This is a genomic window from Chryseobacterium sp. PCH239 (assembly GCF_018924625.1).
GTDB lineage: Bacteria > Bacteroidota > Bacteroidia > Flavobacteriales > Weeksellaceae > Chryseobacterium > Chryseobacterium cucumeris.
In genome coordinates this window covers 3,093,465-3,115,685 of the sequence record NZ_CP073027.1, presented here as the reverse complement: position 1 = coordinate 3,115,685, position 22,221 = coordinate 3,093,465, and the positions used below count along the sequence as shown (strand labels likewise).

Sequence of the window (22,221 nt, the reverse complement as noted above, 5' to 3'; positions counted from 1 at the left end):
AAAAATATATCAGATAAGATGATTATTTTTTAACTTTCTTAGGCATTGTTGTAGTCCCTGAGTTTTTAGTTTTTGTATCAGCCGGAGTGTTTGCATCTCTTACAAGCTTCAGCTCGTCAACTAATCTTCTTGCCCCCGCAAACTTATCGATTGTCCAAAGAACAAAACGAACGTCTACGTTGATGGTTTTCTGCCATTCAGGTTCGAATACGATATCACCACTTAATGCTTCGCTGTTCCCGTCAAAAGCAATACCGATAAGGTTACCGTCTCCGTCAATTACCGGAGAACCGGAGTTACCCCCTGTAATATCGTTGTTAGAAAGGAAGTTTACAGGCATATAACCTGCAGCATCAGCATACTGACCGAAATCTTTAAGGTTGTAAAGATCAATTACTCTTTGAGGAAGATCAAATTCTTCATCACCTTTCTTGTATTTTCCAACAAGACCAGTCATATCTGTATAATAGTTATCCGTAATACCAAAATAGTTTCTGTCATTTCTGATAGGTAATTTATCTACAGTTCCGTAAGTTAATCTCATTGTAGAGTTAGCATCCGGGTAGAATTTCTTCTCAGGCATAGCTTTCATTAAACCAGCTAGGAACAGACGGTTATTTTTCGCAAAATTATCATCTATTTTTACAAATCTTTCCATGCTTATTTTTTGATCAGCAACAATTCCGTTAGCTGCTTTCCAAAGTGGATCAGCATCAAGTTTCAATGCATCCGGATTCAATAAGAAGTTGGTTGCAGAAGTCTTATTAGCGAAGATTGAAGAATATGCTAAATTAGAAACAGTCTTCGCATCCAATCCTAAAATAGTAGCAGAAGCAACGTCTGGGTTTTTAACTCTTGCCTGGTAAAGGCTGGTCATAGCGGCAAGCATTTCTCCTTCCAAAGCTGGATTGAAGTTTTCATAAGCAGCTTTGATAGCAGCTTCTGTTTTAGCTTTCATCGCTAATCTTCCCTGCATATCCTGAGCAGCATACGCTTTAAGAGCAGATCCTAGCTGAGCAGCAAGGGTAATATATTTTGCATTTCTTGTAAACTGAGTCGCATAGTTTCTTTCAACATTTCTATCAGATACTTGCTTGTAGTAGATACCAATATCTTCTAAAACGCCATTGTATTGATCATTTCCTGGCATTGCAGCCCACTTATTGTAAGTTTCCTCAATCTTTTGTTTGTCAGAAATAGTTCCGTTTTTCTCTACAGCATCGATAGTTCCCTGTCTGTTTTTCCAGTAGTTAGCTACAGAAGCATATTGAGAAGCATAGTTAAGCTGAGTTGCCTTATCCTTGTCCATATACTTTTTCATAACATCCATGGCCAGTTTAGAAGCTTCAACCCATGCCGGGTAATCTTTAGTTACCATCTGCTGAATTCCGTAAGAAGTTAGGTAACGGTTTGTTCTTCCAGGATATCCTAAGATCATTGAGAAGTCACCAGGCTTAATTCCTTTAAGAGAAACCGGAAGGAAGTGCTTAGGCTTCAAAGGCGTGTTGCTTGGAGAATATTCAGCAGGGTTTCCTGCAGCATCAGCATATACTCTGAAAACTGTAAAATCTGCAGTGTGTCTTGGCCATTCCCAGTTGTCTGTATCTCCTCCGAATTTTCCTAATGATGAAGGTGGAGCACCTACCAATCTGATATCTTTATAATCCTGGTATACGAAATAGTAGAATTCATTTCCGTTGAAGAAATCTTTTACGACTACCGTATATTTTCCGTTTTCAGAGTTTTCAGTCTGGATTGCTTTAGTTTCAGCATCAATCACAGCTTTTCTCTCTGCTCCGGTCATATTGTTGTTTAGTTTAGAATTGATTCTTTGCGTAGCATCATCCATTCTCACTAAAAATCTTACATAAAGATCCTTTGCATTGAATTCGTCTTTCTGTTTCATTGCCCAGAAACCGTTCTTCAAATAATCTTTTTCTGGTGTAGAAGCCGCAGCAACAGCACCGTAACCACAGTGGTGGTTGGTAAATATAAGTCCTTTATCCGAAACGATCTCACCAGTACAGAAACCACCGAAACTTACGATAGCATCTTTTAAGCTTGAATTGTTCACAGAATAAATTTCTTCAGGCGTAAGATGCAGACCCTCTTTTTGCATATCAACACCGTTAAGTCTTTTGATGAGCATTAGCAGCCACATCCCCTCATCCGCCCTCATCTGAGCAAAGCCCAGTAAGAAAGTGAATAGTAGAAATAGTCTTTTCATTTTATAAAATAATTTTTGTGTCGCTAATTTACTAATTTTTACGAGATTCTGTCCCGGAATGGTATGAAAATGGGATGATAATCTGCATGAAAAAGATACTATTACCACTTTTTGCAGTTTTACTGTTAGGACTCGTTTTAAATTGTTCCTCAGTGCCCACCAAAGATCCTTTTCTTCAAAGGCAATGGATGCTCATTTCTTTTGATGGCTTTTCAAAAGATCAATTAATAGCCAATAAAGCCGAAATGAATCTGACAGCCAATAGGGTAAAGGGTAAAATTCAGGCAAGTGTTTATATGGGATGTAACCGGATGTCTTTTGCTTCTGAATTTAAAAAAGAAGGAAAAGTGAAATTTTCAAAAGGAATAAGTACAATGAAAGCCTGTCAGGATATGAATCTTGAAAACTCTTTTCAGAAGAAAATAGAAACGATGACTCATTATTCTATTGAAGGGCATTTTCTTACTCTAACAGATGATCATGGAAATACTATGAAATTTGTAGCTGCTGATTGGGATTAATCATACCATTTCTCCCTATACAAAACAAAAGTCCGCATAATAGCGGACTTCTTTGTTTGAAAAATCTAGTTTGGTTATCAGCTTTTTGAGGTTATCAGTTTTTGAGAGTCATTAGTTTTTGGGGATTGTTTTTTTTATTTCTTCCAGAGTTGCCGTGTTAGGCAGCCCGGTAACTGTCGTTTTTGTGTTCCTGGAATTTATACTATTGTGATATGCTTGTCTGTTTGGGATCGTTTTTTTAATATCTTCAAGACTTGCTGTATTAGGAAGAAGCTTTCCTGAATTGTCTGCAGCTGCTTTGGGCTTGGATTCCTGTTTTTTAACTTCCAGGCCTCGATCAGATGCCAACCCGGTACTTACCGGATTTTTTTCAGCTCTTTCCTTATCAGCCTGAATTTGGACTGCCTGTTGTTCTTTTGCCTGTTTTACAACCAGTGCCTGATCTTCTTCTACAGCAGTCGTTTTTTTACTTTCCTGAGCATAAATAAGAGTGCTTAGAAATAATAATGGGATGATATATGCTATTTTCATGACGGTTTATTTTATATTGACTAATACTTGAATTTTTCCAACTTCTTTTTGGTCATAATCCTGAAGTGCTTTTCCGATGACCTGGCCTATTTTTACCTTTTTGAGATTGGCTTTCATGGCAACTCCCGCTTTAGATGAAGTCACCAGAAGATCTCCTCTTTTTATTTTTCCGTTCTCAAGGCATACTTTGGTAGGAATAACACCAATGACACCCATTGGCGCTTTATTGGATATATCAATATCGATATGTTCTTCTGTAAGCAGTACACCAGGTTTAGTAGCATACACTCCGGCAACAAGAGTAGAGTAGGGAGTTGATGATTTTTCAACCGTTCTATCTGCTTTTGTTGAGATAACCAGAATATCACCAGGTTCATATTCAGAGATGTTTCCGTTGACATCAAAAGCTTCCGCAACGTCAGCACCACTGTTTTGTGTGCCGCCATTGAAAAATCCTTTTCCGGTATTATCAATACGGGCAACGTTTACGGTTCCCGGGTTTCCTGATTTAAACAAAGCCAGAGATCCTGCACTATGAGTTTCTACAGTAAGTGCTGCATTGGTATTAGATGTATTAAAATTAACAAACCTGGCAGCTCGTCCGTTACTGAAATTAGGAACCCATGCATAGATTGCACTTCCTGTTCCGTCTACAGTGGTTTCTACACCATCTCCGGTGTTGGATGCATTAGCGGTGATACCATTACCATTACCATCTGCAATAGCAATCAAGGCAGGGCCGTTTCCTGCAGGATTGGATGCGTGGAAAAGGCCTGCGTATCCTCCGGTTCCGGAAGATACTCCATAAATTCCTGCTGTGCCAAAGTTGGCAAACTGTGAATTGACTTCTCCTCTTACTGCAGGAGAGGTTCCGGTCACTTTATCTACCTTGAAATTACCTGCAATACCGTTTCCAACAGTGGTTACAGTGATAACATCGCTGGTGTTTGATTCATTGAAAATATTAAATCGTCCGGCACGTCCGGTAGCAAAAGAAGGAACCCATGCATAAAGCGCATTTCCGGCACCATCAATATTGGTCTCAACCCCATTGCCGTCTTTACCTGCATTGGCTGTAATGGCATTACCGTTACCGTCTGTCAAAGCGATCAATGATGCTCCGTTTCCGGCAGGATTGGAAGCGTAGAATAGTCCGGCTCGTCCTCCGGTTCCGGATGAGACACCAAAAATAGCAGCAGCACCAAAATTTCCAAAAATAGTATTGACCTCCCCTCTTACCGCAGCTCCTACACTATTGGTATTATTGAGTACAAAAGAAGCAGCATTGCCTTTGGTATTATCAGGGATGTTTCCATTTCCGTTAGATGCCACTTCAAAAGTATTAGCATCAGTATTTGTATTGTTGAAATTTTCAAACCTTCCCGCACGTCCGGTACTGTTATTTAAACCTACCTGACCGTAAACACCAATACCCGTTCCGGATGTATTGGTCGCAACAAATCCTCTCACTCCATATCCTCCTCCATCATTACGGCCCACAACCGCTCCGGCAATATCACTGGTCGTTCTACCCACAACTGCTTCACCTGCACCGGTATTGTCTCCTATAATCCCAGCAGATGATTGGGAAGAGGTGATCCCGTGGGCACCAAATCCTCCCGCAGTAGAACTTAGTATTCCGGCTCCAGTACCTGTGGTGGAAACATTGATAACTGTTCCGTTCCCTACAGTAGATGCCGTAAGAACACTATTGGCGTTAGCATTATTGACGATAGAAATATTGGCAGCAATACCATTGTTACTTGTGGCATTTAATCCTGTTCCTGTATTACTGTTTGCGTAAACACCATATCCGTTTCCACTGGCATTTCCGTAAACTCCTAAACCGTTGGGAGTAACGCCATATACGCCCCAGCCGCTTCCAGCCTGGCTTCCCCAGACTCCAATTCCCAGTCCGCCGGTTCCGTTATTGATACCGCGTACTGCAGAAGAAAATCCTCCGGGGGCTGTATTGCTTACAATTCCTCTTACAGCAGCAATACTGGATGTGGTTGTGCTGTTGGCTCCTTCCACAGAAGTTCCATCACCATTATTGATTAATGAAAATAAAGTGGAGGCATTATTTACCGTATTGGAGTAGGGGATCGTAAAGCTTCCTCCGCTCACTCCGGCAGATTTAGCATATAAAGCATAGGGTACACTTAGTAACTGGCTTGTTCCTACTATGGTATAGTTGGTTCCACCAGCTGGATCTGTTTCTGTTTTTAAATAGTAGCTTGCTGAGGACCAATCGATAGTGGCGAATGTTCCGGTAAGGATTGTTCCTGTTCCTATTTCGAGACTAACGAGTCCGTTGGCATTGGTATTTCCGGTGAGTCTTTCAGAATAGACTGCTGCTCCGGCAGGAGATCCCTGCAATATGCTTACTCTTATAGCAATTCCTTGGTTGGCTAAGAGTTGTCCGGAACCATTTCTCATGACAGCTTGATAGCTCATTTTTTCCGGAGCCTGGGACAGTCCCATAAAGAAACCTGTCAGGATCCAAAACAGTGATAATATTTTTTTCATGGCGTTTTATTTTTTTATGATTTTGAAAGTTTTGATATTTTCTCCATTTTGGGTAATCCGTATGATGTACATCGCGGAAGGAATTGAGGAGAAATTAAGCTCAGATTTTGATTGTGAGATCTTATCTTTTTTTACCAGCTTGCCCTGGGCATCGAATAACTGATATTCTGAGCCTTTAAAATTATTTGACGTAAAATCTAAATACAAATAATCTCTGAAAGGATTAGGGTAAAGTAAAATACCAGTCAGTTCAGAGGAGTTTTCAAAAGTGGTAAGAGTGATGATTTCGTAAGGCTGTTGAACGCCTTCGAGAACTTGTCCTGTTCCTTTTTCGAGGTAGGTTGTCTGACCTACACTGTAAGAAACAAAACCATTAGCTGCTGATGCATCCAATCCCGCTGCTAAAACTACAGCCTGAGCGTGTAGTATGGAGATGGAAAAGACAGACAGAATAATACAATAAATAGATATTCTTTCCATGGATAACAGTTTTGGTGATTAATAGATGTGTTTTGTCGGGGAATTTGGGAAGACTAAATTACCACCTATCTCCATTGAATGACAGGAAAATAGACCAACGGCAGAAATAATCGACCAATGGCACTGGTGAATTGTTATGATGTATTTTTAAGGATTAAAAAAGGAAAGATTGTCCTTGTAAGTTCGGCCAATAGGAAGTTTTATACGATGTGGAAGTTCTATTTCGTGACAGCTTTTTCCGCGGATAAGATGACGTGGGACAGCATAGCTTCTGTGTATTCTGACAAAAGAATTAAAAAAACTTTTTTGCAGAAGATTTCCCAGTGAATTTAAAATACAATGATTTTTTTCAAGTGTGATGATTCTGGTGTAATCTTTCAGAGCTTCCAGGTAGAGAATATCTTTCATTTTAATCTGAAAAACATGACCACCTTCTTTTATTTTAATGCAGTTTTCTCCCACCATGGCATCATAGCATTCACATTTTTCTTTTACTTCAAAAAAATCAAAAAGCTTTTCCATCGAATAATGAAAGCGTTCTGCGGTAAGCGGTTTGGTAATAAAATCTAAAGTATTCATCTCAAAAGCTCCGGCAGCCAGTTCGGGATGAGAGCTTACGAAAATACAGGCAGGGATCTTATGGGCCAGCTTTCTGAACTCAAGACCGTTCATCCCCCTTAAATTGGTTTCGGTAATCAGGAGATCAACAGGAATGTCAAGATAGGGAACTGCCTTTTCAGCAGAGTCGAAAGTGGCAACAATTTCAATGTTTTCATATTGCCTGATATAATGCTGAAGAACCAGCCTGTCCAGTTCATCATCATCAATAATCATACATCTGATATGGGTAATCATGATTTCCGGAGATTAGTTTTTGATTTAAATAATTAAAAATCAGAAATTTATTATATAAAGTTATTGATTTTTTATAAATCAGAAATTTATTATATAAAGTTATTGATTTTTTATAAATCATTCATCAGTAAACTTAAATTTATATTAAAATATGTTATTAAATAAAAATTGATTTTGTTTTTTTTCTGAAAAATATTAACTTGTAAAAATCATAAACATAGACAGAACTTAATGTTAGAAAAGAAAGAACATAACTATGAGAAAGCTGTCCTGGTGGGTGTTATTACCCAGAATCAGGATGAAGAAAAACTGACGGAGTATTTGGATGAACTTGAGTTTTTAGCTTTCACAGCAGGAGCAACCGTACAAAAACGCTTTACCCAAAAATTAACTCAGCCTGATTCCAAAACCTTTATCGGTAGCGGAAAAGCCATCGAGATAAAAGAATATGTAAAAGAAAATGAGATCGGAACCGTAATTTTCGATGATGAACTCTCTCCTTCACAACTTAAAAACCTGGAAAGGGAAATGGAGGTTAAAATCCTGGACCGTACCAATCTTATTCTTGATATTTTTGCCCAGAGAGCCCAGACTTCATATGCGAGAACTCAGGTGGAACTGGCACAATACCAGTATCTTTTACCACGACTGACAAGAATGTGGACCCACCTTGAGCGTCAGAAAGGGGGAATCGGGATGAGAGGTCCCGGAGAAACGGAAATTGAAACTGACCGTCGTATAATCCGTGACAGAATTACCTTGCTGAAAGAGAAACTGAAGACGATAGACAAGCAGATGGCTACCCAGCGTAACAATCGTGGGAAAGTGGTTCGTGCTGCTTTGGTAGGATATACCAACGTAGGGAAATCTACCCTGATGAATTCCATTTCAAAATCTGAAGTTTTTGCGGAAAATAAATTATTCGCTACACTGGATACCACGGTAAGAAAAGTGGTAATTGGAAATTTACCGTTTCTGTTGACAGACACCGTAGGATTTATCAGAAAACTTCCTACTCAGCTGGTAGAATCTTTTAAATCTACATTGGATGAGGTTCGTGAAGCCGATCTTTTGATCCATGTGGTAGATATTTCTCACGAAAGCTTTGAAGATCATATAGAATCTGTTAACCATATCCTGATGGAAATCAACGCTCATCAGAAGCCGATGATCATGGTTTTCAATAAAATTGACGATTTCAGCTATGAGAAAAAGGATGAAGATGATCTTACCCCTTCAACCCGTAAAAATATTTCTCTGGAAGAATGGAAAAAGACCTGGATGGCAAAATCTAAATATCCAACGGTTTTCATCTCTGCGTTAACGAAAGAAAACTTCCCGGAAATGAAGAAAATGATTTATGATGAGGTCATGAAGATTCATATTTCCAGATTTCCATACAACGATTTTCTTTTCGAATATTTCGACAACGACGAAGAAGAAAGCAACAATTAATGAAGTATCACTTTTTCCTTTTATTCATCATGTTTTCGGTTTTTGGGTTCAGCCAGAAATCAAAAATTGATATAAAAGCTATTGAGAAAAGTCTCAGGACTTCCGACTCTCCGTATAATTACGATAAGCTTATTTTCAAATTTAAAGGATACCCTAAATCTCTGGACAGTATAGAATCTCAATATCTGTACTACGGAAGAAATTTTAGAAACGATAAAATAAACACATCAGATGATAGCTTTAAAAGTCTGGTAGAAGCCTTTAAACAAAACAATTTTGCAGATTGTATCAAACAGGGAAAAGCTTTGTATGATAAAGATCCTACCAACCTGGATGTGCTGCTGATTCTTCTCAGGGCTTACGATTCTGTAAAGGATGGAAATAACTTTATCCATCATCTGAACCAATTCCGTGCACTTACTGAAGGGATAAGAAGTTCGGGGGACGGAAAATCCGAGAAAACGGCCTATATCGTCAATTCGGTAGGAGATGAGTATATTCTGCTCAACATTCTGAATATAGGACAGGATTATACCAGGAGTTCAAAAGCTTCTAAAGATGCGATGTTTGATATATGGGAAAAGGACGGGAAGCAGATTTATATCAAAATACTCTATTTGGAACTCACCAATTAATCTTAAAATAAAAACACTTAGTGGAATTATATTATTCATTTTCAGCATTAATCGTATTAGCATCAATATTTGCCTATCTTAACTATAGGTTTTTAAAACTTCCGAGTACCATCGGAATTATGGTCATTGCCATTGTGGTTTCTATTTTTCTGGTCCTGTTCGGAGAAACGGTTCTTCCCAGAACTTTCGGACATCTTCATAACCTGATGAACGGAATAGATTTTACAGAAGTTCTGATGGGTGCCATGCTTAATTTTCTGCTCTTTGCAGGAGGAATTCATATTAATATTAATGACCTGAAAGAACAGTTCAGACCTGTAGTAATATTTTCCACAGTAGGGGTTGTGATTTCTACTTTTGTTGTAGGATTTGGAATGTTTTATCTGCTTCCTTATGTGGGGGTTAAACTTCCTTTTATCTACTGTCTTGTTTTCGGTGCTTTGATTTCTCCTACCGATCCGGTAGCGGTTCTGAGTGTACTGAAACAGGCGAATGTATCCAAATCTCTGGAAACAAAAGTGGCCGGAGAGTCTCTTTTCAATGACGGTATGGCAGTTGTGGTCTTTACAGTGATTTTGCAGCTGGCGATCGGAAAAGAAGTGGATCTGAGTGTTGAAACGATAGGATTGCTTCTCCTTAAGGAAGCGGGCGGAGGTCTTTTACTCGGGGTGCTTTTAGGATGGGTTACTTCAAGATTGATGCGTGAAGTGGACGATTATATTATTTCCGTATTAGTAACGCTTTCAGTGGTAATGGGAGGTTATCTTATTGCCCGTCAGATGCATATCTCAGGACCATTGACTATGGTGGCGGCAGGATTATTTATGGGAAATTTCAACAGAAGTTTCAAAATGAAGTCCGTTACTCAGGATTATCTGATCAAATTCTGGGAATTGATTGATGAAATCCTGAACGCAGTACTATTTCTGTTCATCGGATTTGAACTTTTGATGATTAAAGATCTCAGACATTTCATGATTCCGGGCTTAGTGGCCATTGTGGTCGTTTTGCTGGCAAGATTTATTTCGATCTGGGGACCTACAAAATTTACTTCCCTGAGAAGAAGTTTCAGTCCACAAACGGTGAAAGTGCTTGTTTGGGGAGGAATTCGTGGCGGAGTTTCCATTGCATTGGCGATGTCTGTTCCTAAAAGTGAATACAGTGAAATTATTTTAAGTATTACCTATTGTGTCGTCGTATTCTCAATCATTGTTCAGGGTCTTACCATTGCTAAAGTGGCCAATCCGAATAAGATTGCCAAAGAAGAAGAGGAGCAGGAAAATATTGCTGTAGAAGAAAACGCTTAAAATCATATGAGCATTGTTAAAGAAATACAGGAAGCACTTGCTGTTTTATCCATTCCTGAAAAGGCGGAGTTTTTTCCAAGATTTTTCAAAACAGGAAAAGGAGAATATGGTGAAGGCGACTTGTTTCTGGGCGTAAAAGTTCCGGATCAACGCTCTGTGGCCAAAGAATATTATTCGAAAATAAATTTAAAGGAACTCAGTACATTACTTTCTTCAACATATCACGAGCACAGGCTGACAGCTCTTTTTATGCTGATTTCAAAGTTTGAGAAAACAAAAGATAAGGCAGTAAAAGAAGAAGTGGTCGCTTTTTATCTGGATCATCTTCCTTATATCAATAACTGGGATCTGGTAGATTCTACCTGCTATAAGATTTTAGGCAGATATGCTTTTGAAAATCAGAAAGAAAGCCTTCTTAAGCAACTTTCGGAATCTGATGAGATGTGGCATAAAAGGATTGCTGTTGTCGGAACAATGCATTATATAAAAAAAGGATCATTTGATCTGACCAAAGAATTCGTCACCAGAAATCTGAAACATTCCCATGACCTGATGCACAAAGCAAACGGATGGCTGCTAAGAGAAATGGGAAATAAAAATGAAGACGAGCTGATCGGTTATCTGAACCAATATTATAAAGAAATGCCCAGAACCTGTCTTCGGTATGCTATTGAAAAGCTGGATGAAGATCTTCGCCAGGATTATCTTAAAGGGCGTGTTTAAAAAATAATATACGGAAGCAATACCGTATTTTCCCCTGAAAAAGTACCGGGAAACAGCTATTTATGCCCAAAAAATCAAAGATTATAAGGATGTAAGGCCAGAATTAAGTAATTTTGTGCTTTTAACCCTGATCATGAAAAATTTTCTCAGATTATTTCTTCTATGTATTCCTTTGCTGTTCCTGACAAGCTGTTTTGATATTCTGGATAAAGTGAATGTAAAAGCTGACGGAACAGGAGAATATACCATTATTCTTAACGCAAGCAAGAGCAAAACAAGACTTGCTTCAATTTCTAAAATGGAAACCATCAACGGAAAAAAAGTTCCTAAAAAGTCAGAAATTGAAAATAAAATTAATGAGGCTGCCAGAATTTTTAAAGGAACTCCCGGAATCAGCAATGTGAAAACCTCCATGGATTTTGATAATTACATCATCAAGCTGAGCTGTAATTTCAAAAAGATTGAAAACATTAATGCAGGTCTGGAAAAACTGAAAGCCCAGAAAATATTGGGTAAAATGGTTCCGACTCAGGTTTACAGTCAGAATCTTGAAAAAAAGACATTGATAAGGAATAAAGTCAATACTTTCAAGGCTGATTATGACAAGATGAGTAAGGCAGACAAAGAGGTTTTTACTGATGCGAAATATACTTCCATCATGCAGTTTGAAACTCCAGTGAAATCACAATCGAATACTACTTACGTGCTTTCTCCCAACAAAAAGGCTCTTAAACTGGAAGCAGATATTCTGGATGTAATCCTTCAGAAAAAACAAATACAAAATACCATCCTTTTTCAATAAATTTCTAAACTATAGTCATGAAATCTATCTTTTTAAAAACACAAACCATTATTTTCGTCCTCTTTGGCTTTACATTGATTTTAGCCCAAAACAGCATGAAAATTCCTTCCGATGCCGTATTTTATATGGAAGTCAACGGAAAGCAGCTTAATAATAAAATCAACTGGAATAAACTGAATCCTTTGCTGCATGAGCTCAGCAAAAAGAGTAAAGAAAATCTTTCATGGACAGATTATTCCAAAACAGGAATCAAATACGACGCTGTTCAATACCATTATGCGAGCTTTAATGACTCCATTAAAGCATATAATACCCATTTTATCATTGATAATAAGGAAAAGTTTCAGGAGTTTATTAATTCTGTAAAGAAAAAAGGACAGGAAGTTTCCAGCAGAAAGAACTATTCTTACGTAGATATCAATGATGATGTTTTTGTAGCATGGAACGGGAGCCGTGCTGTTCTCAGTATGATCAGCTATACAAAACCTTATAAGGATCTTTGGGCAGAGGAAGCAGTTGCAGACAGTACAGCAGTTGCAGTGGTGGACTCCGCTTACGCAGAGCCGGGAGATACAGTGTATACCGAAGAACCGGAAAAGCCGTTTGATTATAAAGAAGAGATCAAAAGTCTCAATGATGATATTAAGTATCTGAAAGAAAGTATAAAAGATAACAACAACGAGATTGCAAGAATCCAGAAAGATATCAAATACCTGGAGAAACATCATAAATATCCTGCAGATAAAGAAACTGCTGAAAATTCTGAAAACGGAGAAGAAATGCCGGAAGATGCTTATGATGAGGAAGAAGAAAAGGCTTTCCAGAAAGAGCAGGATTCTATCCGTAGAGAAAACTTCAGGGTTGTTAAAAAGAACGCAGAAGATCGTTTTGACCAATATTTCAGTTCAAATTTAGAAATTGAAGTGCCTAAAGAAATGCTTTCGTTCAGAGATTCCAATTCCGATGTTTTTGTGTATACAGACTACGGAAGAATTGTAAATGAAGGCATCTACGGAAAAATGACAAAGTATTACGGCTATGGACAGTTTTTCAAAAACATGTACAATTCCAACTATGCATACAATCTGTATTTTGATAAAGACAAAGTAAGGCTGGTTAATAATTATCAGCACAAAAATGGTGACATTCAAAAGAATATTTCTGCCATTTATAAAGGGAAGAAAAACAAAAAACTGCTGGAGCTGATCAATGAAAAAAGTGTCGGCTACTATGCAATGAATGTGAATGGCGCAAAATGCTTTGACATGATGTACAGTCTTCTTCAGAACTCAGGAGAAAACGAGTACAAAAAAGAAATGGAGCTGATCATGGAAACTATGAAGATAGTACTGGATGAAGAAGCCATTGCCAAAATTGCACCTGGAAACGGAATCTTTGTTTTGAATGAATTAAAATCCAAAACCGTAGAATACACCGATTATGAATACGATGCTGATTTCAATGAAAAAGAAGTAAAGAAAACAAAAGAAATTGCTGTTCCTAACTTCACTTTCGCTTTTGCAACAGAGAATGAAGGGTACTGGAACCGTATTTTTGATTTGCTTACAACCAACAAAAAAATGTCTAAGAGATTCTCTAAAAAAGGAAACCTTTATACCTTTAAAGAAGAGAAAAACGGAGGATATGTAGATCAGTTGTTTTTTACTGTGAAAGATGGGGTTGTGTACCTTATGAGTGCTGCAGATAATAATTTACCAGTAAACCAATCTGATGTTTCCAGAAAATGGGCAAAAGACTCCGCTAAATATCCACTGTCCGGCAGACTGGATATTCAGAAGCTATTAACAGGACTAGACAAAGAATTCAAAAGCCCGAAAGAGAGAAAAACGTTAGAGGCGATCAAAAAAATGCAGGAGAACTGTATTATAAAACGGAAGTAAAAGGAGAAAGCATCCAGACTGAGATGAATTATAACATCAAAGATTCTTCAGAAAACAGCTTAATGTATTTCTTTGATATATTCGATCAGGTTTTTAAAGCTAAAGAAACAGAAAAGAAGCCTCAAATTTTATAGATGAACAAAAAGAAGATTATTGTCCCGTTATTTTTATTGCTTGCTGTTTCAGTATATTTTGTGGCTTTTCACAAAGATAAAAGCCTTCAGTATATTCCTGATAACGCAGATACCGTGATCTTAATCGACACGAAGAAATTAACGGGACAATACCTCTTCAGTTTAGCAACCCATCCTTCAAAATGGTCCGGAAGCAAAGCAAAGAGTAAAACCTCCGGTTCACTGAAAGATGCAGGAATCAGAATTCCGGATTTTCTGCAGATATTTCATATTAAAGACACTAAATTTTCAGAATGGTACAGTGTTTTAGAGCTTAAAGATTCGCAAAAATTCATTACCTGTTTAAAGAAACAAGACTTTGTGGCCAAAGGAAATAACGTTTTTCAGAAAGATCAGTTTTTCTTTATGATCAACGGGAACCATTGTATTGCAGGAACTTCTGACCTCGCTTTTGGAACTATTCAGAAAAAACTTCTCCACCAATCCGGACATCCTGTTTGGGAGGCAGACCGTTTTATTCAAAATACAGTGGGAAGCATTTCATTCATTTCAGGGCAGAAAATCCGAAACTTTTCCATTGAGCTAAATGAGGATGAAATTGAAATCAATAATAATTCAAATCCGGAGATTTTTAATACAATTGCTTCAAAACTTCAGAAAGGAAATCAATTTCTGGAATTGGAGCTTGATAAGGAAAACATCAAAAATTTTACCCGTTTTTTTAATAAGAGTATTGCAGATTCATCACAGGTTGTGTCTTTAAAAGCTACGGCCAATCTCCAGCAGATCAATGATACCATTGTCACTTATGAATATGATGATAATTTCAATGAAGTTGAAAAAAAGACAGTTCAAAAGATTACCCAGCCCAGTTATATGATCAATATTCAGAGTAATAATCCTGAAAAAACCTGGAAGTACTTTCAGTCTAAAATGTGGATCAATGCTGAAAATCAATTCACGGCTATTCCTTTTCAACCCAATGAAATCAAAAGGAATAATAAAGGAGTTGTCATAAAATCTACCCGAAAACCAGTATCATTATCTCCCCAGCTCAAAGAAAATTATATGCTGATCAGAAATAATGCTTTGCTGTATTCTTCTTTGAAAACATTGAATAACACTGAAAAGAAGATCATTTCTGACATTGATTACGTGTTGTATGGGAACAAGGCTCAGAATTATTGGATAAAAATAAAAGCGAATAAAGGAGAATTACCCTTAATTTTACGGTGGTAAGCATAGAAACCGATAAAATTTTCATTAATGGCTCCATCAGACATCACATTGCTCAAAACTTTTACTCATTACTTTTTGCATTTCGTTTTTCCAATATTTATCGCATTGGTTTTTTATCGTAAAAATTGGAAAAAAGCATATTTTATTCTTCTCGCTACCATGCTGGTAGATCTGGACCATCTTTTTGCCAATCCTGTTTTTGATCCGTCAAGAGAAAGTATAGGTTTTCATTTTTTACATTCTTATTATGCCATTGCGGTGTATTTTTTGCTGTTGTTCTTTAAAGGAAATATCAGGCTTATAGGAATCGGGCTTCTGTTCCATATGTTCACAGATTATCAGGATTTTAACTTCTGGCCTCATTAAAATATTATTAATATTTTCTTTTAATATTGAAATTATTATAGATTTTTTGTATTTTGTAGTCACGATATGAGACTAAAAGAACTTTTACATTATACCTATATTTTTCCTATTCTGGCGGTAGGATACTACTTTTCCGGTTTGATGGGAAATGGTGTCCTTTATGATATTCTGGCCGGTGTTTTATTGATCGGAAGTGTTTTATCAGCAGTACATCATGCTGAAGTTGTAGCTCATAAAGTAGGGGAGCCTTTCGGAACAATCATCCTGGCGCTTTGTATCACCATTATTGAAGTAGCGCTTATCATCTCGCTGATGGTTGCCGGCGGAGATCAGGCGATCACGCTGGCCAGAGATACCGTTTTTGCTGCCGTAATGCTTATTCTCAACGGAATTCTTGGAATATGTATTTTGGTAGGTGGCGTTAAATATCATGAACAGTTCTTTGCAAGAACTTCAGCAACTACTTATCTGGTGAGTATTGTTTCCATTCTGGTACTTACCCTTGTTCTTCCCAATTTTACTTCAAGTGTCAACGGACCATTCTATAACGAAGCTCAGCTTATTTTTATATCTATCGCATGTCTTGCCATTTATGGGGTTTTCCTGATGGTACAGACTGTGCGCCACAGAAGTTATTTTATTGTTCCTGATGAGCATCCTGAAGAACATTATATTCCTTCATTACCAAAAACACTTATCAGCTTTGTCTTTCTGGTAATCTGTCTTGTTATTGTTGTACTGATGGCCAAAGGATTGTCCGATACAATAGAAGGAATGGTACAGAGCCTTGGAGCTCCAAAATCCCTGGTTGGGGTAATTATTGCTGCCGTGGTTCTTCTTCCTGAAGGCGTTGCTGCAATCCGTGCAGCAAGAGCCAATCAAATCCAGTCCAGCTTAAATCTGGCATTGGGTTCTGCACTGGCAAGTATCGGACTGACTATTCCTGCGGTTTCAGCGGTATGTATTATGTATGATATTCCACTTGTATTGGGATTGGATAAAAAAGACATTATTCTGCTTTCTTTATCCGTATTTATTGTGATGCTATCTTTAAGTCGTGGAAAAACAAACGTCCTGTACGGGACTGTTCTGCTGGTGAATCTGGCAGCCTATATCTTTACAGTAATTGTTCCTTAGAAAGAAAAAATAAAAAATTATAAATCTTTTTTATCTGTAAAATAAATCCAGGAAGTTAACCTCTACATCGATATCCCGTACCCCGAATCCCGTATCACTACAACCTTCTCGCCAGCTCCATTTTGAAAGCCATCAGTTTTGCTATATTCTCTGACTTGTAAATCGCCATGTCGGCATTTTCGCCTACGAAATTTTCCTCAATAGTCGTACGCCAAAGCAGCAGCCATCTGTCAAAGTGCTTCTGTTCCATAGCTTGTATCTCATTAACCGGGAAGTGGACACCCATTGGATTTCCTTTATAGCTCATCTGCCCAAAAAGAATAGATTCCCAGAAAGAATACATTTTAGGAAGATGTTTATCCCAATCTACTTTAGCAATATCATTAAAAAAGAATTCAATGGTTTCATCTTTAACAACTTTGTTGTAAAATGAATTGACAAGGTGTTCAATATCTTCTCTTGATTCAAGCTTTTTCATACTTCAAAGTTAGTATAATTCGTATTAAAAATTTCAGTCGCGAAATTGATAAATTTCATGTAAACAGTATTTTAGAGAACAACATATTATAAAACAATGGAAAATTGGGAAAGATTAAAATTTGATTAATTCGCAAAAAATGACCTTAAAAGAATTCATTTTTTGTAAATTTAATTATTAAACACTGAAAAATTATTAAAATGATCAAAAAAATCAATTCTGTTTGTATTCTCTTATTGATGTTTTCAGTATCATGTTCAAGGGATGAAGTGAGTGCTATGAATGATGATTCAGAAAAAGTACATTATTCTGAAGTAAAGAAATCACAGTTGACTGAGGAAGAGATGCTTCAGCAGGGCTGGAAAATTGTAGATGAGTTTAAATTATCAGGCAATAATAGTTTGGGTGCCAGCTATAGTTCGCCAAATGAAGAGCGTGAAATCCCTTTCAAGGCAAATCACCTGAAAGATATGGGATATGATGTCAGTTATTCAGGAGAAAGAACACGGTTGAAAAACGTTTTTGCTTATTCCGGCCAGGTTCCGGATGGAATTATATTTAATCCAGACCTTTCTGTAGATGGAGATGCCCGGAATACAGCTCCAAATCCTAATGTTTCCATTGTTTTGGGAACTCCTCAGGTGACAATAAAAACGGACGGTGCAGATCTACCGGACAATGCTTACACTACGGAGGCAATTAACAATGGCGACAGAGAAAGTGAAATTACGGTAACCTATTCTTATAAAAAAGGATATTCTACTTCCTGGAAACGGACCGTTTCAGGTTCATTTGAAGTGGCAGCTTCAGTATCCGTTGATATTCCGTTAGTTGCAAAAGCTTCAGCAAGTACAAAAGTTGTTGTAGGAGGAGATACTACTGAAGGTACAGAAAATTCTGAAGAAGTTACTGAAACCAGCAGCTACAAAACCATTGTGCCCGCTCATTCTAAAAAAACAATTTCTGTCCTTACAAAATTGAAGGGATCATCCGTTGAATACTTTGTACCGATGAAATTAAAAGGAAGATTACAGGCGAACTTTCCCTCTCCCGTAGATGGACATTACTATTGGGCTTTTCCTATCGAAAGCTTCCCTGATTTTCTTACCAATATACACGGAGAGTCAGGAATCGTAAAATCTGTCAGCAATGTAAGTGTTACCGTACTGGAATCACCGGCACAAAAGATATAGAATTTCTCTTATTAAAAAAGGGTAAAAGTGGAGTATTGTTTTTTTCATTTTTTCAGCAGTTTAATGTAAAGCGGGATTGTAATAATATAATTCAACTGGTGGTGTATTATTAAAAACAGGTAGGTATAAGTTTTTGCAATTATTTTAATTCTTAATTTTAGAAATAAAACTTTTAGGTTGATGTACATGTATTTGGCAAAGCTATGATAGAAAAATAATCTGGCTCCTAATTTTTGTTCTCAAGATGGTTTTCACTGAGAGCTATTTTGATGAATTTTTTACAGGAATAGATGGCTATAGAAAGATCTAATGCATGGCTGAACAGCTTTCGTTCTTTAATCAACCATTTTGACACAATAGTATCAAATTGGAAATCTTTCAATTATATCGCCTTTATAGCAGTAGCTCTGAATAAATTTTATTAATCAAAAATTACAACAAGATGAAAAAAAATTATTTTATCCTTTTATTTCTGTTCTTCTTACAGATAGTTTTTGCTCAGCAATATAAAATGCCTATAGCTTATGTAAGTTCGTTACAACCACCACAGCCCGGGCAGGAGGCAGGAATGTGTAATGATAATAATGTGAATACACTTTATCATTCGCGGTATAATTTGAGTACTGCACTTCCGGATCAGTTAAATTTCAAATTTTCCAGTCGGGTAAAAAGTGTAAAAAAGTTGGTGTACAAGCCTAGAACAACAGGTCCTAATGGAATATGGACAAGTGTGAAGGTTTCCTATTCTACGCAATCCGATCCTTCTGTTTTTATAGCAGCAACCGGAGTTATTTCCTGGGCATCTGATAATACGGCAAAAACAATAGATTTGCCAACAGCAATTGTTCATCCTGATGTTATTAGGATTGATGTTCTAAGTGCTCAAAATAATTTTTCAAGTTGTGCAGAGATGGAGTTTTATTCTGAAGAACAGATGGACCCTATACAAACAGAATGTACACTTCCCACCAATGAGTTTTCAGGGTATGCGGATATTCCTGTGTTGCCTCAGGTGGCAGGATCTTCGGCTTCAAGTTTCCAATCGGGAGAAAATATAGAGAAATCCTTTGATGGTAATGTAAGTACGCTTTATCATTGCAGCTGGAATGCTACAGCAGCCACTTTTCCTATTTCTCTGATTTATAAGTTTGATGGGCAGACATCTATGAATTATTTAAGGTACACCCCAAGACAAGATGGCGGGCCTAATGGTCTTTTCGGAAATGTAAAAATAAGTTATAATACCATTTCTAACCCTGCTTATGTTGATATTGCTACTCAAAATTTTGGACAAACGAGTACTATTAAAACGGTAGTTTTTCCTTCTGCCATTACTCCTTTAAATATAAAGATTGAGGTTCTTGATGGTAAAAACAATTTTGCCAGTTGTGCTGAAATGGAATTTTTTCAGAACAGCCCTAATAGTTTTAATCTTTCAGCTTATTCAAATATTTTTAATGATACTCTTTTCAGTACTTTAAAACCAACAATAACCCAGCAGGATATTGATGCAATTCCCTCACCTTTCATTAAAGGGTTAGCTCAGTGTTTATTTAATAATACCTATAATAGAAAATACAGAGTTCAGACTTTTACGGCATATAAAACAATTGAATCCATAAACAACCAGTATAAGCTAGGGAATTATAATGGCTATGAAAATCCGACAGGGTTAGCATTTCAGGCTAATACTACTGCTATTGTTTTTGCCAAAGATATTACGGAGGCAAACAAAGTTTATTTAAAAATAAGAGATTTCGCTACTGAAGGAGCTTCTCCTGAAAAATCTTATGAATTGAAAAATGGACTGAATATTCTTAATATTACAAATGCCGGACTGGGATACATTTCATATTACACTGATGATGTAAATGCATTACCTGTATCGGCAAATATTACAGCAGGGATTGTAAATGGTATATATAAAAAGGGTACAGCGTCTGCAGAATGGATTGAAATGCTGACTAATGATGTCTATCCAAAAATTGATATAGAAGGTTATTACACGAAATTGATGATGGATAAGTCTGTGATAAGCAATTTCCATTTCACCACCGCTCAGCCTTTAATTGATAAATACGATGCAATTGTTAAATCTGAAAGAGAAATGATGGGCTTTTTTAAGTTTAATAAAAATCTTAAAAACAGACAGCTTGTTTATACAGAATCTTCTGGAGGCTGGTATGCAGGAGGCCTGGGTGCTCATTTAGATCTCACTTGGGGGCTTTCAAATTCTGCTTCAGCAACTGGTCTGGACTTTTGGGGAGTCGCTCATGAATTAGGGCATGTCAATCAGATTAGACCTGGGCTAAGATGGATCGGAACGACAGAAATTACAAATAATATGTACTCGCTTTGGGCATATTACAATTTGTATTCACCAACAGGAGCTAACAGATTTACAAGACTGGAAGGTGAAATTGCTGATAAAACGGCTTTCCCTAAAGTGGCAGGAAACAGATTTGGAGAAATTATTATTCAAACCCAAATTAACGGGAAGAGTATTATGGATCAGTTCAGAACAGATTATGTGAATCCTGCAGATGCAAATTTCAGAAGCCTTATTCCGTTTTGGCAATTAGAATTGTATTATCAATTGGCGGGTGCTTCAAAAAGTGCATCTACGCTTGCATTTGATTCGGATATGTCAGATGAAGATACGCCTCCGGTTATACCTGCTGTTCCGGGAATAGATTATGCACATTGGTTTGCTACAGTAGCTGAAAAAGTAAGAAACACAAACGAAACCCAGCTTACCAATGGACAAATGGTCATGAATTTTGTGAAAAATACCTGTGACGCTGTGCAGGAAGACCTTACAGATTTCTTTACCAATACAGGTTTTTTAAAACCTATTAATGCTACAATTTCAGATTACTCAAACGGTCAGCTTACGATTACACAAAGTATGATTGATGATGTGAAAGCCTATGTTTTAATGAAGGGGTATGCAAAACCAGTATCTCCTGTGATTAATTATCTTTCGGCAAATAGCGTGAATGCCTATAAAAATCTTCTTCCTGTCTCAGGAATTACAGGAATTGGGGCCCAGATTGTGAACAATGCGCAAGGTCAGTTTTTATTGGTAAATAATTCTAAGTGGAATAATGCTGTTGCATTTGAAACTTATGATGCAGGTGACCAGCTCATCAGTGTTTCTATCGTAGGAACTGGAGATACTACATTGGCCAATACATATGTTGATTTCCCTTCCAATGCTTTGAAAGTATATGCAGTAGGATATAACGGGCAAAAAATTCTCGTTTATCCCGCAAATACTTTAGCTGTTAAGGATAGTAAGACAAATAATAATGACTTTATTATTTATCCGAATCCCTTAAAGAATGGACAAAAACTGGTTATCCATATTAAAAATTCAAGAGAAAATCTGAACGCTGAATTATCTGATATGACAGGGACGTTATTGATTTCAGCAAAAGGCTCTCTAAGTGACATCAATAAGGAAATTAACGATAAAATAAAAGATCTGAAAACGGGAATTTATATTATTTCAATAAGTAACGGGACCAATAAATATCAGTCTAAAATTATTAAAGAATAATATTAGTAATTAATTCGCCGGAATTTGAGATTGCCCAATTGCCCCCGCATGAAACGCTATTGTGTAATTGGGATTTAATAAATGATATAAACAGCAGAAAAATTTGAATTTCTGCTGTTTTTTTATTCATTTTAAGTAAATAGCTT

General features: G+C 37.1%; 18 protein-coding genes and 1 pseudogene. 13 read left to right on the top strand and 6 right to left on the bottom strand.

Annotation, left to right across the window (positions count from 1 at the left end):
* Positions 1–22: 22 nt before the first annotated feature.
* Entirely contained in the window at positions 23–2,227 is a 2,205-nt protein-coding gene (locus KBP46_RS14370; RefSeq protein ID WP_216443530.1) for a S46 family peptidase, read from the bottom strand.
* A gap of 152 nt (positions 2,228–2,379) precedes the next feature.
* On the opposite strand from KBP46_RS14370, the gene KBP46_RS14365 reads away from it, so the two are divergent.
* A complete protein-coding gene (locus KBP46_RS14365) occupies positions 2,380–2,748 on the top strand; it encodes an META domain-containing protein (RefSeq protein WP_253297052.1) in 369 nt (122 codons plus the stop codon).
* A gap of 111 nt (positions 2,749–2,859) precedes the next feature.
* Here the strand turns inward: KBP46_RS14365 and KBP46_RS14360 are convergent, their stop codons facing one another.
* From KBP46_RS14360 to KBP46_RS14345, 4 genes are all read right to left on the bottom strand, one after another.
* The gene (locus tag KBP46_RS14360; protein WP_062673047.1) at positions 2,860–3,279 is read right to left on the bottom strand and encodes a hypothetical protein; all 420 of its coding nucleotides are present in this window, start codon (positions 3,277–3,279) and stop codon (positions 2,860–2,862) included.
* A gap of 6 nt (positions 3,280–3,285) precedes the next feature.
* Positions 3,286–5,808 carry a collagen-like protein gene (locus tag KBP46_RS14355; RefSeq protein ID WP_216443529.1) on the bottom strand — a complete coding sequence of 841 codons (2,523 nt, stop codon included), beginning with the start codon at positions 5,806–5,808 and terminating at the stop codon, positions 3,286–3,288.
* Positions 5,809–5,814: 6 nt separating this feature from the next.
* On the bottom strand, positions 5,815–6,288 hold the full coding sequence (locus KBP46_RS14350; protein ID WP_062673051.1) for a T9SS type A sorting domain-containing protein: 474 nt from the start codon (positions 6,286–6,288) through the stop codon (positions 5,815–5,817).
* Between the two features lie 147 nt (positions 6,289–6,435).
* The gene (locus tag KBP46_RS14345; RefSeq protein WP_253297051.1) at positions 6,436–7,143 is read right to left on the bottom strand and encodes a LytTR family DNA-binding domain-containing protein; all 708 of its coding nucleotides are present in this window, start codon (positions 7,141–7,143) and stop codon (positions 6,436–6,438) included.
* Between the two features lie 231 nt (positions 7,144–7,374).
* Here KBP46_RS14345 and hflX point away from each other — a divergent pair, with 231 nt between their 5' ends.
* The 9 genes from hflX to KBP46_RS14300 all read left to right on the top strand — a co-directional run bounded on the left by hflX (position 7,375) and on the right by KBP46_RS14300 (position 16,842).
* Positions 7,375–8,598 carry a GTPase HflX gene (gene hflX / locus KBP46_RS14340; RefSeq protein WP_062673053.1) on the top strand — a complete coding sequence of 408 codons (1,224 nt, stop codon included), beginning with the start codon at positions 7,375–7,377 and terminating at the stop codon, positions 8,596–8,598.
* Positions 8,598–9,233: a DUF4919 domain-containing protein gene (locus KBP46_RS14335; protein ID WP_216443528.1), complete on the top strand. Its 636-nt coding sequence runs from the start codon at positions 8,598–8,600 to the stop codon at positions 9,231–9,233. The genes hflX and KBP46_RS14335 overlap by 1 nt, the downstream gene beginning before the upstream one ends.
* 20 nt (positions 9,234–9,253) lie before the next feature.
* Complete coding sequence (locus KBP46_RS14330) at positions 9,254–10,540, top strand: sodium:proton antiporter (protein WP_062673058.1); 1,287 nt, start codon at positions 9,254–9,256, stop codon at positions 10,538–10,540.
* A gap of 6 nt (positions 10,541–10,546) precedes the next feature.
* Positions 10,547–11,263, top strand: coding sequence for a DNA alkylation repair protein (locus KBP46_RS14325; protein ID WP_216443527.1), 717 nt, complete (start codon positions 10,547–10,549; stop codon positions 11,261–11,263).
* Positions 11,264–11,396: 133 nt separating this feature from the next.
* Positions 11,397–12,065: a hypothetical protein gene (locus tag KBP46_RS14320; protein WP_216443526.1), complete on the top strand. Its 669-nt coding sequence runs from the start codon at positions 11,397–11,399 to the stop codon at positions 12,063–12,065.
* 17 nt (positions 12,066–12,082) lie between these two features.
* Positions 12,083–13,966, top strand: a complete 1,884-nt coding sequence (locus KBP46_RS14315; RefSeq protein WP_253297050.1) for a hypothetical protein — start codon at positions 12,083–12,085, stop codon at positions 13,964–13,966.
* Positions 13,967–14,100: 134 nt separating this feature from the next.
* Complete coding sequence (locus tag KBP46_RS14310; RefSeq protein WP_216443525.1) at positions 14,101–15,339, top strand: hypothetical protein; 1,239 nt, start codon at positions 14,101–14,103, stop codon at positions 15,337–15,339.
* Between the two features lie 27 nt (positions 15,340–15,366).
* Entirely contained in the window at positions 15,367–15,705 is a 339-nt protein-coding gene (locus KBP46_RS14305) for a DUF6122 family protein (protein ID WP_062673068.1), read from the top strand.
* A 66-nt stretch (positions 15,706–15,771) separates the two neighbouring features.
* Positions 15,772–16,842: a calcium:proton antiporter gene (locus tag KBP46_RS14300; RefSeq protein ID WP_062673070.1), complete on the top strand. Its 1,071-nt coding sequence runs from the start codon at positions 15,772–15,774 to the stop codon at positions 16,840–16,842.
* A 97-nt stretch (positions 16,843–16,939) separates the two neighbouring features.
* Here KBP46_RS14300 and KBP46_RS14295 read toward each other — a convergent pair whose 3' ends face one another.
* Positions 16,940–17,320, bottom strand: a complete 381-nt coding sequence (locus KBP46_RS14295) for a group III truncated hemoglobin (protein ID WP_216443524.1) — start codon at positions 17,318–17,320, stop codon at positions 16,940–16,942.
* Between the two features lie 200 nt (positions 17,321–17,520).
* On the opposite strand from KBP46_RS14295, the gene KBP46_RS14290 reads away from it, so the two are divergent.
* From KBP46_RS14290 to KBP46_RS14285, 3 genes and pseudogenes are all read left to right on the top strand, one after another.
* The gene (locus tag KBP46_RS14290) at positions 17,521–18,513 is read left to right on the top strand and encodes a hypothetical protein (RefSeq protein WP_216443523.1); all 993 of its coding nucleotides are present in this window, start codon (positions 17,521–17,523) and stop codon (positions 18,511–18,513) included.
* A 293-nt stretch (positions 18,514–18,806) separates the two neighbouring features.
* Positions 18,807–18,938 (top strand): annotated as a pseudogene (locus KBP46_RS23800) (IS5 family transposase); the annotation flags it as partial.
* A gap of 17 nt (positions 18,939–18,955) precedes the next feature.
* Positions 18,956–22,075, top strand: coding sequence for a M60 family metallopeptidase (locus KBP46_RS14285; RefSeq protein ID WP_216443522.1), 3,120 nt, complete (start codon positions 18,956–18,958; stop codon positions 22,073–22,075).
* Positions 22,076–22,221: the final 146 nt, after the last annotated feature.

What these genes read in the sequence shown, in the direction of transcription:
- KBP46_RS14370 (WP_216443530.1), bottom strand. Translation starts at nt 2,227, where the DNA reads ATGAAAAGACTATTTCTACTATTCACTTTCTTACTGGGCTTTGCTCAG.
- KBP46_RS14350 (WP_062673051.1), bottom strand. Translation starts at nt 6,288, where the DNA reads ATGGAAAGAATATCTATTTATTGTATTATTCTGTCTGTCTTTTCCATC.
- KBP46_RS14335 (WP_216443528.1), top strand. Translation starts at nt 8,598, where the DNA reads ATGAAGTATCACTTTTTCCTTTTATTCATCATGTTTTCGGTTTTTGGG.
- hflX (WP_062673053.1), top strand. Translation starts at nt 7,375, where the DNA reads ATGTTAGAAAAGAAAGAACATAACTATGAGAAAGCTGTCCTGGTGGGT.
- KBP46_RS14295 (WP_216443524.1), bottom strand. Translation starts at nt 17,320, where the DNA reads ATGAAAAAGCTTGAATCAAGAGAAGATATTGAACACCTTGTCAATTCA.
- KBP46_RS14310 (WP_216443525.1), top strand. Translation starts at nt 14,101, where the DNA reads ATGAACAAAAAGAAGATTATTGTCCCGTTATTTTTATTGCTTGCTGTT.
- KBP46_RS14360 (WP_062673047.1), bottom strand. Translation starts at nt 3,279, where the DNA reads ATGAAAATAGCATATATCATCCCATTATTATTTCTAAGCACTCTTATT.
- KBP46_RS14300 (WP_062673070.1), top strand. Translation starts at nt 15,772, where the DNA reads ATGAGACTAAAAGAACTTTTACATTATACCTATATTTTTCCTATTCTG.
- KBP46_RS14315 (WP_253297050.1), top strand. Translation starts at nt 12,083, where the DNA reads ATGAAATCTATCTTTTTAAAAACACAAACCATTATTTTCGTCCTCTTT.
- KBP46_RS14290 (WP_216443523.1), top strand. Translation starts at nt 17,521, where the DNA reads ATGATCAAAAAAATCAATTCTGTTTGTATTCTCTTATTGATGTTTTCA.
- KBP46_RS14285 (WP_216443522.1), top strand. Translation starts at nt 18,956, where the DNA reads ATGAAAAAAAATTATTTTATCCTTTTATTTCTGTTCTTCTTACAGATA.
- KBP46_RS14355 (WP_216443529.1), bottom strand. Translation starts at nt 5,808, where the DNA reads ATGAAAAAAATATTATCACTGTTTTGGATCCTGACAGGTTTCTTTATG.
- KBP46_RS14305 (WP_062673068.1), top strand. Translation starts at nt 15,367, where the DNA reads ATGGCTCCATCAGACATCACATTGCTCAAAACTTTTACTCATTACTTT.
- KBP46_RS14345 (WP_253297051.1), bottom strand. Translation starts at nt 7,143, where the DNA reads ATGATTACCCATATCAGATGTATGATTATTGATGATGATGAACTGGAC.
- KBP46_RS14320 (WP_216443526.1), top strand. Translation starts at nt 11,397, where the DNA reads ATGAAAAATTTTCTCAGATTATTTCTTCTATGTATTCCTTTGCTGTTC.
- KBP46_RS14325 (WP_216443527.1), top strand. Translation starts at nt 10,547, where the DNA reads ATGAGCATTGTTAAAGAAATACAGGAAGCACTTGCTGTTTTATCCATT.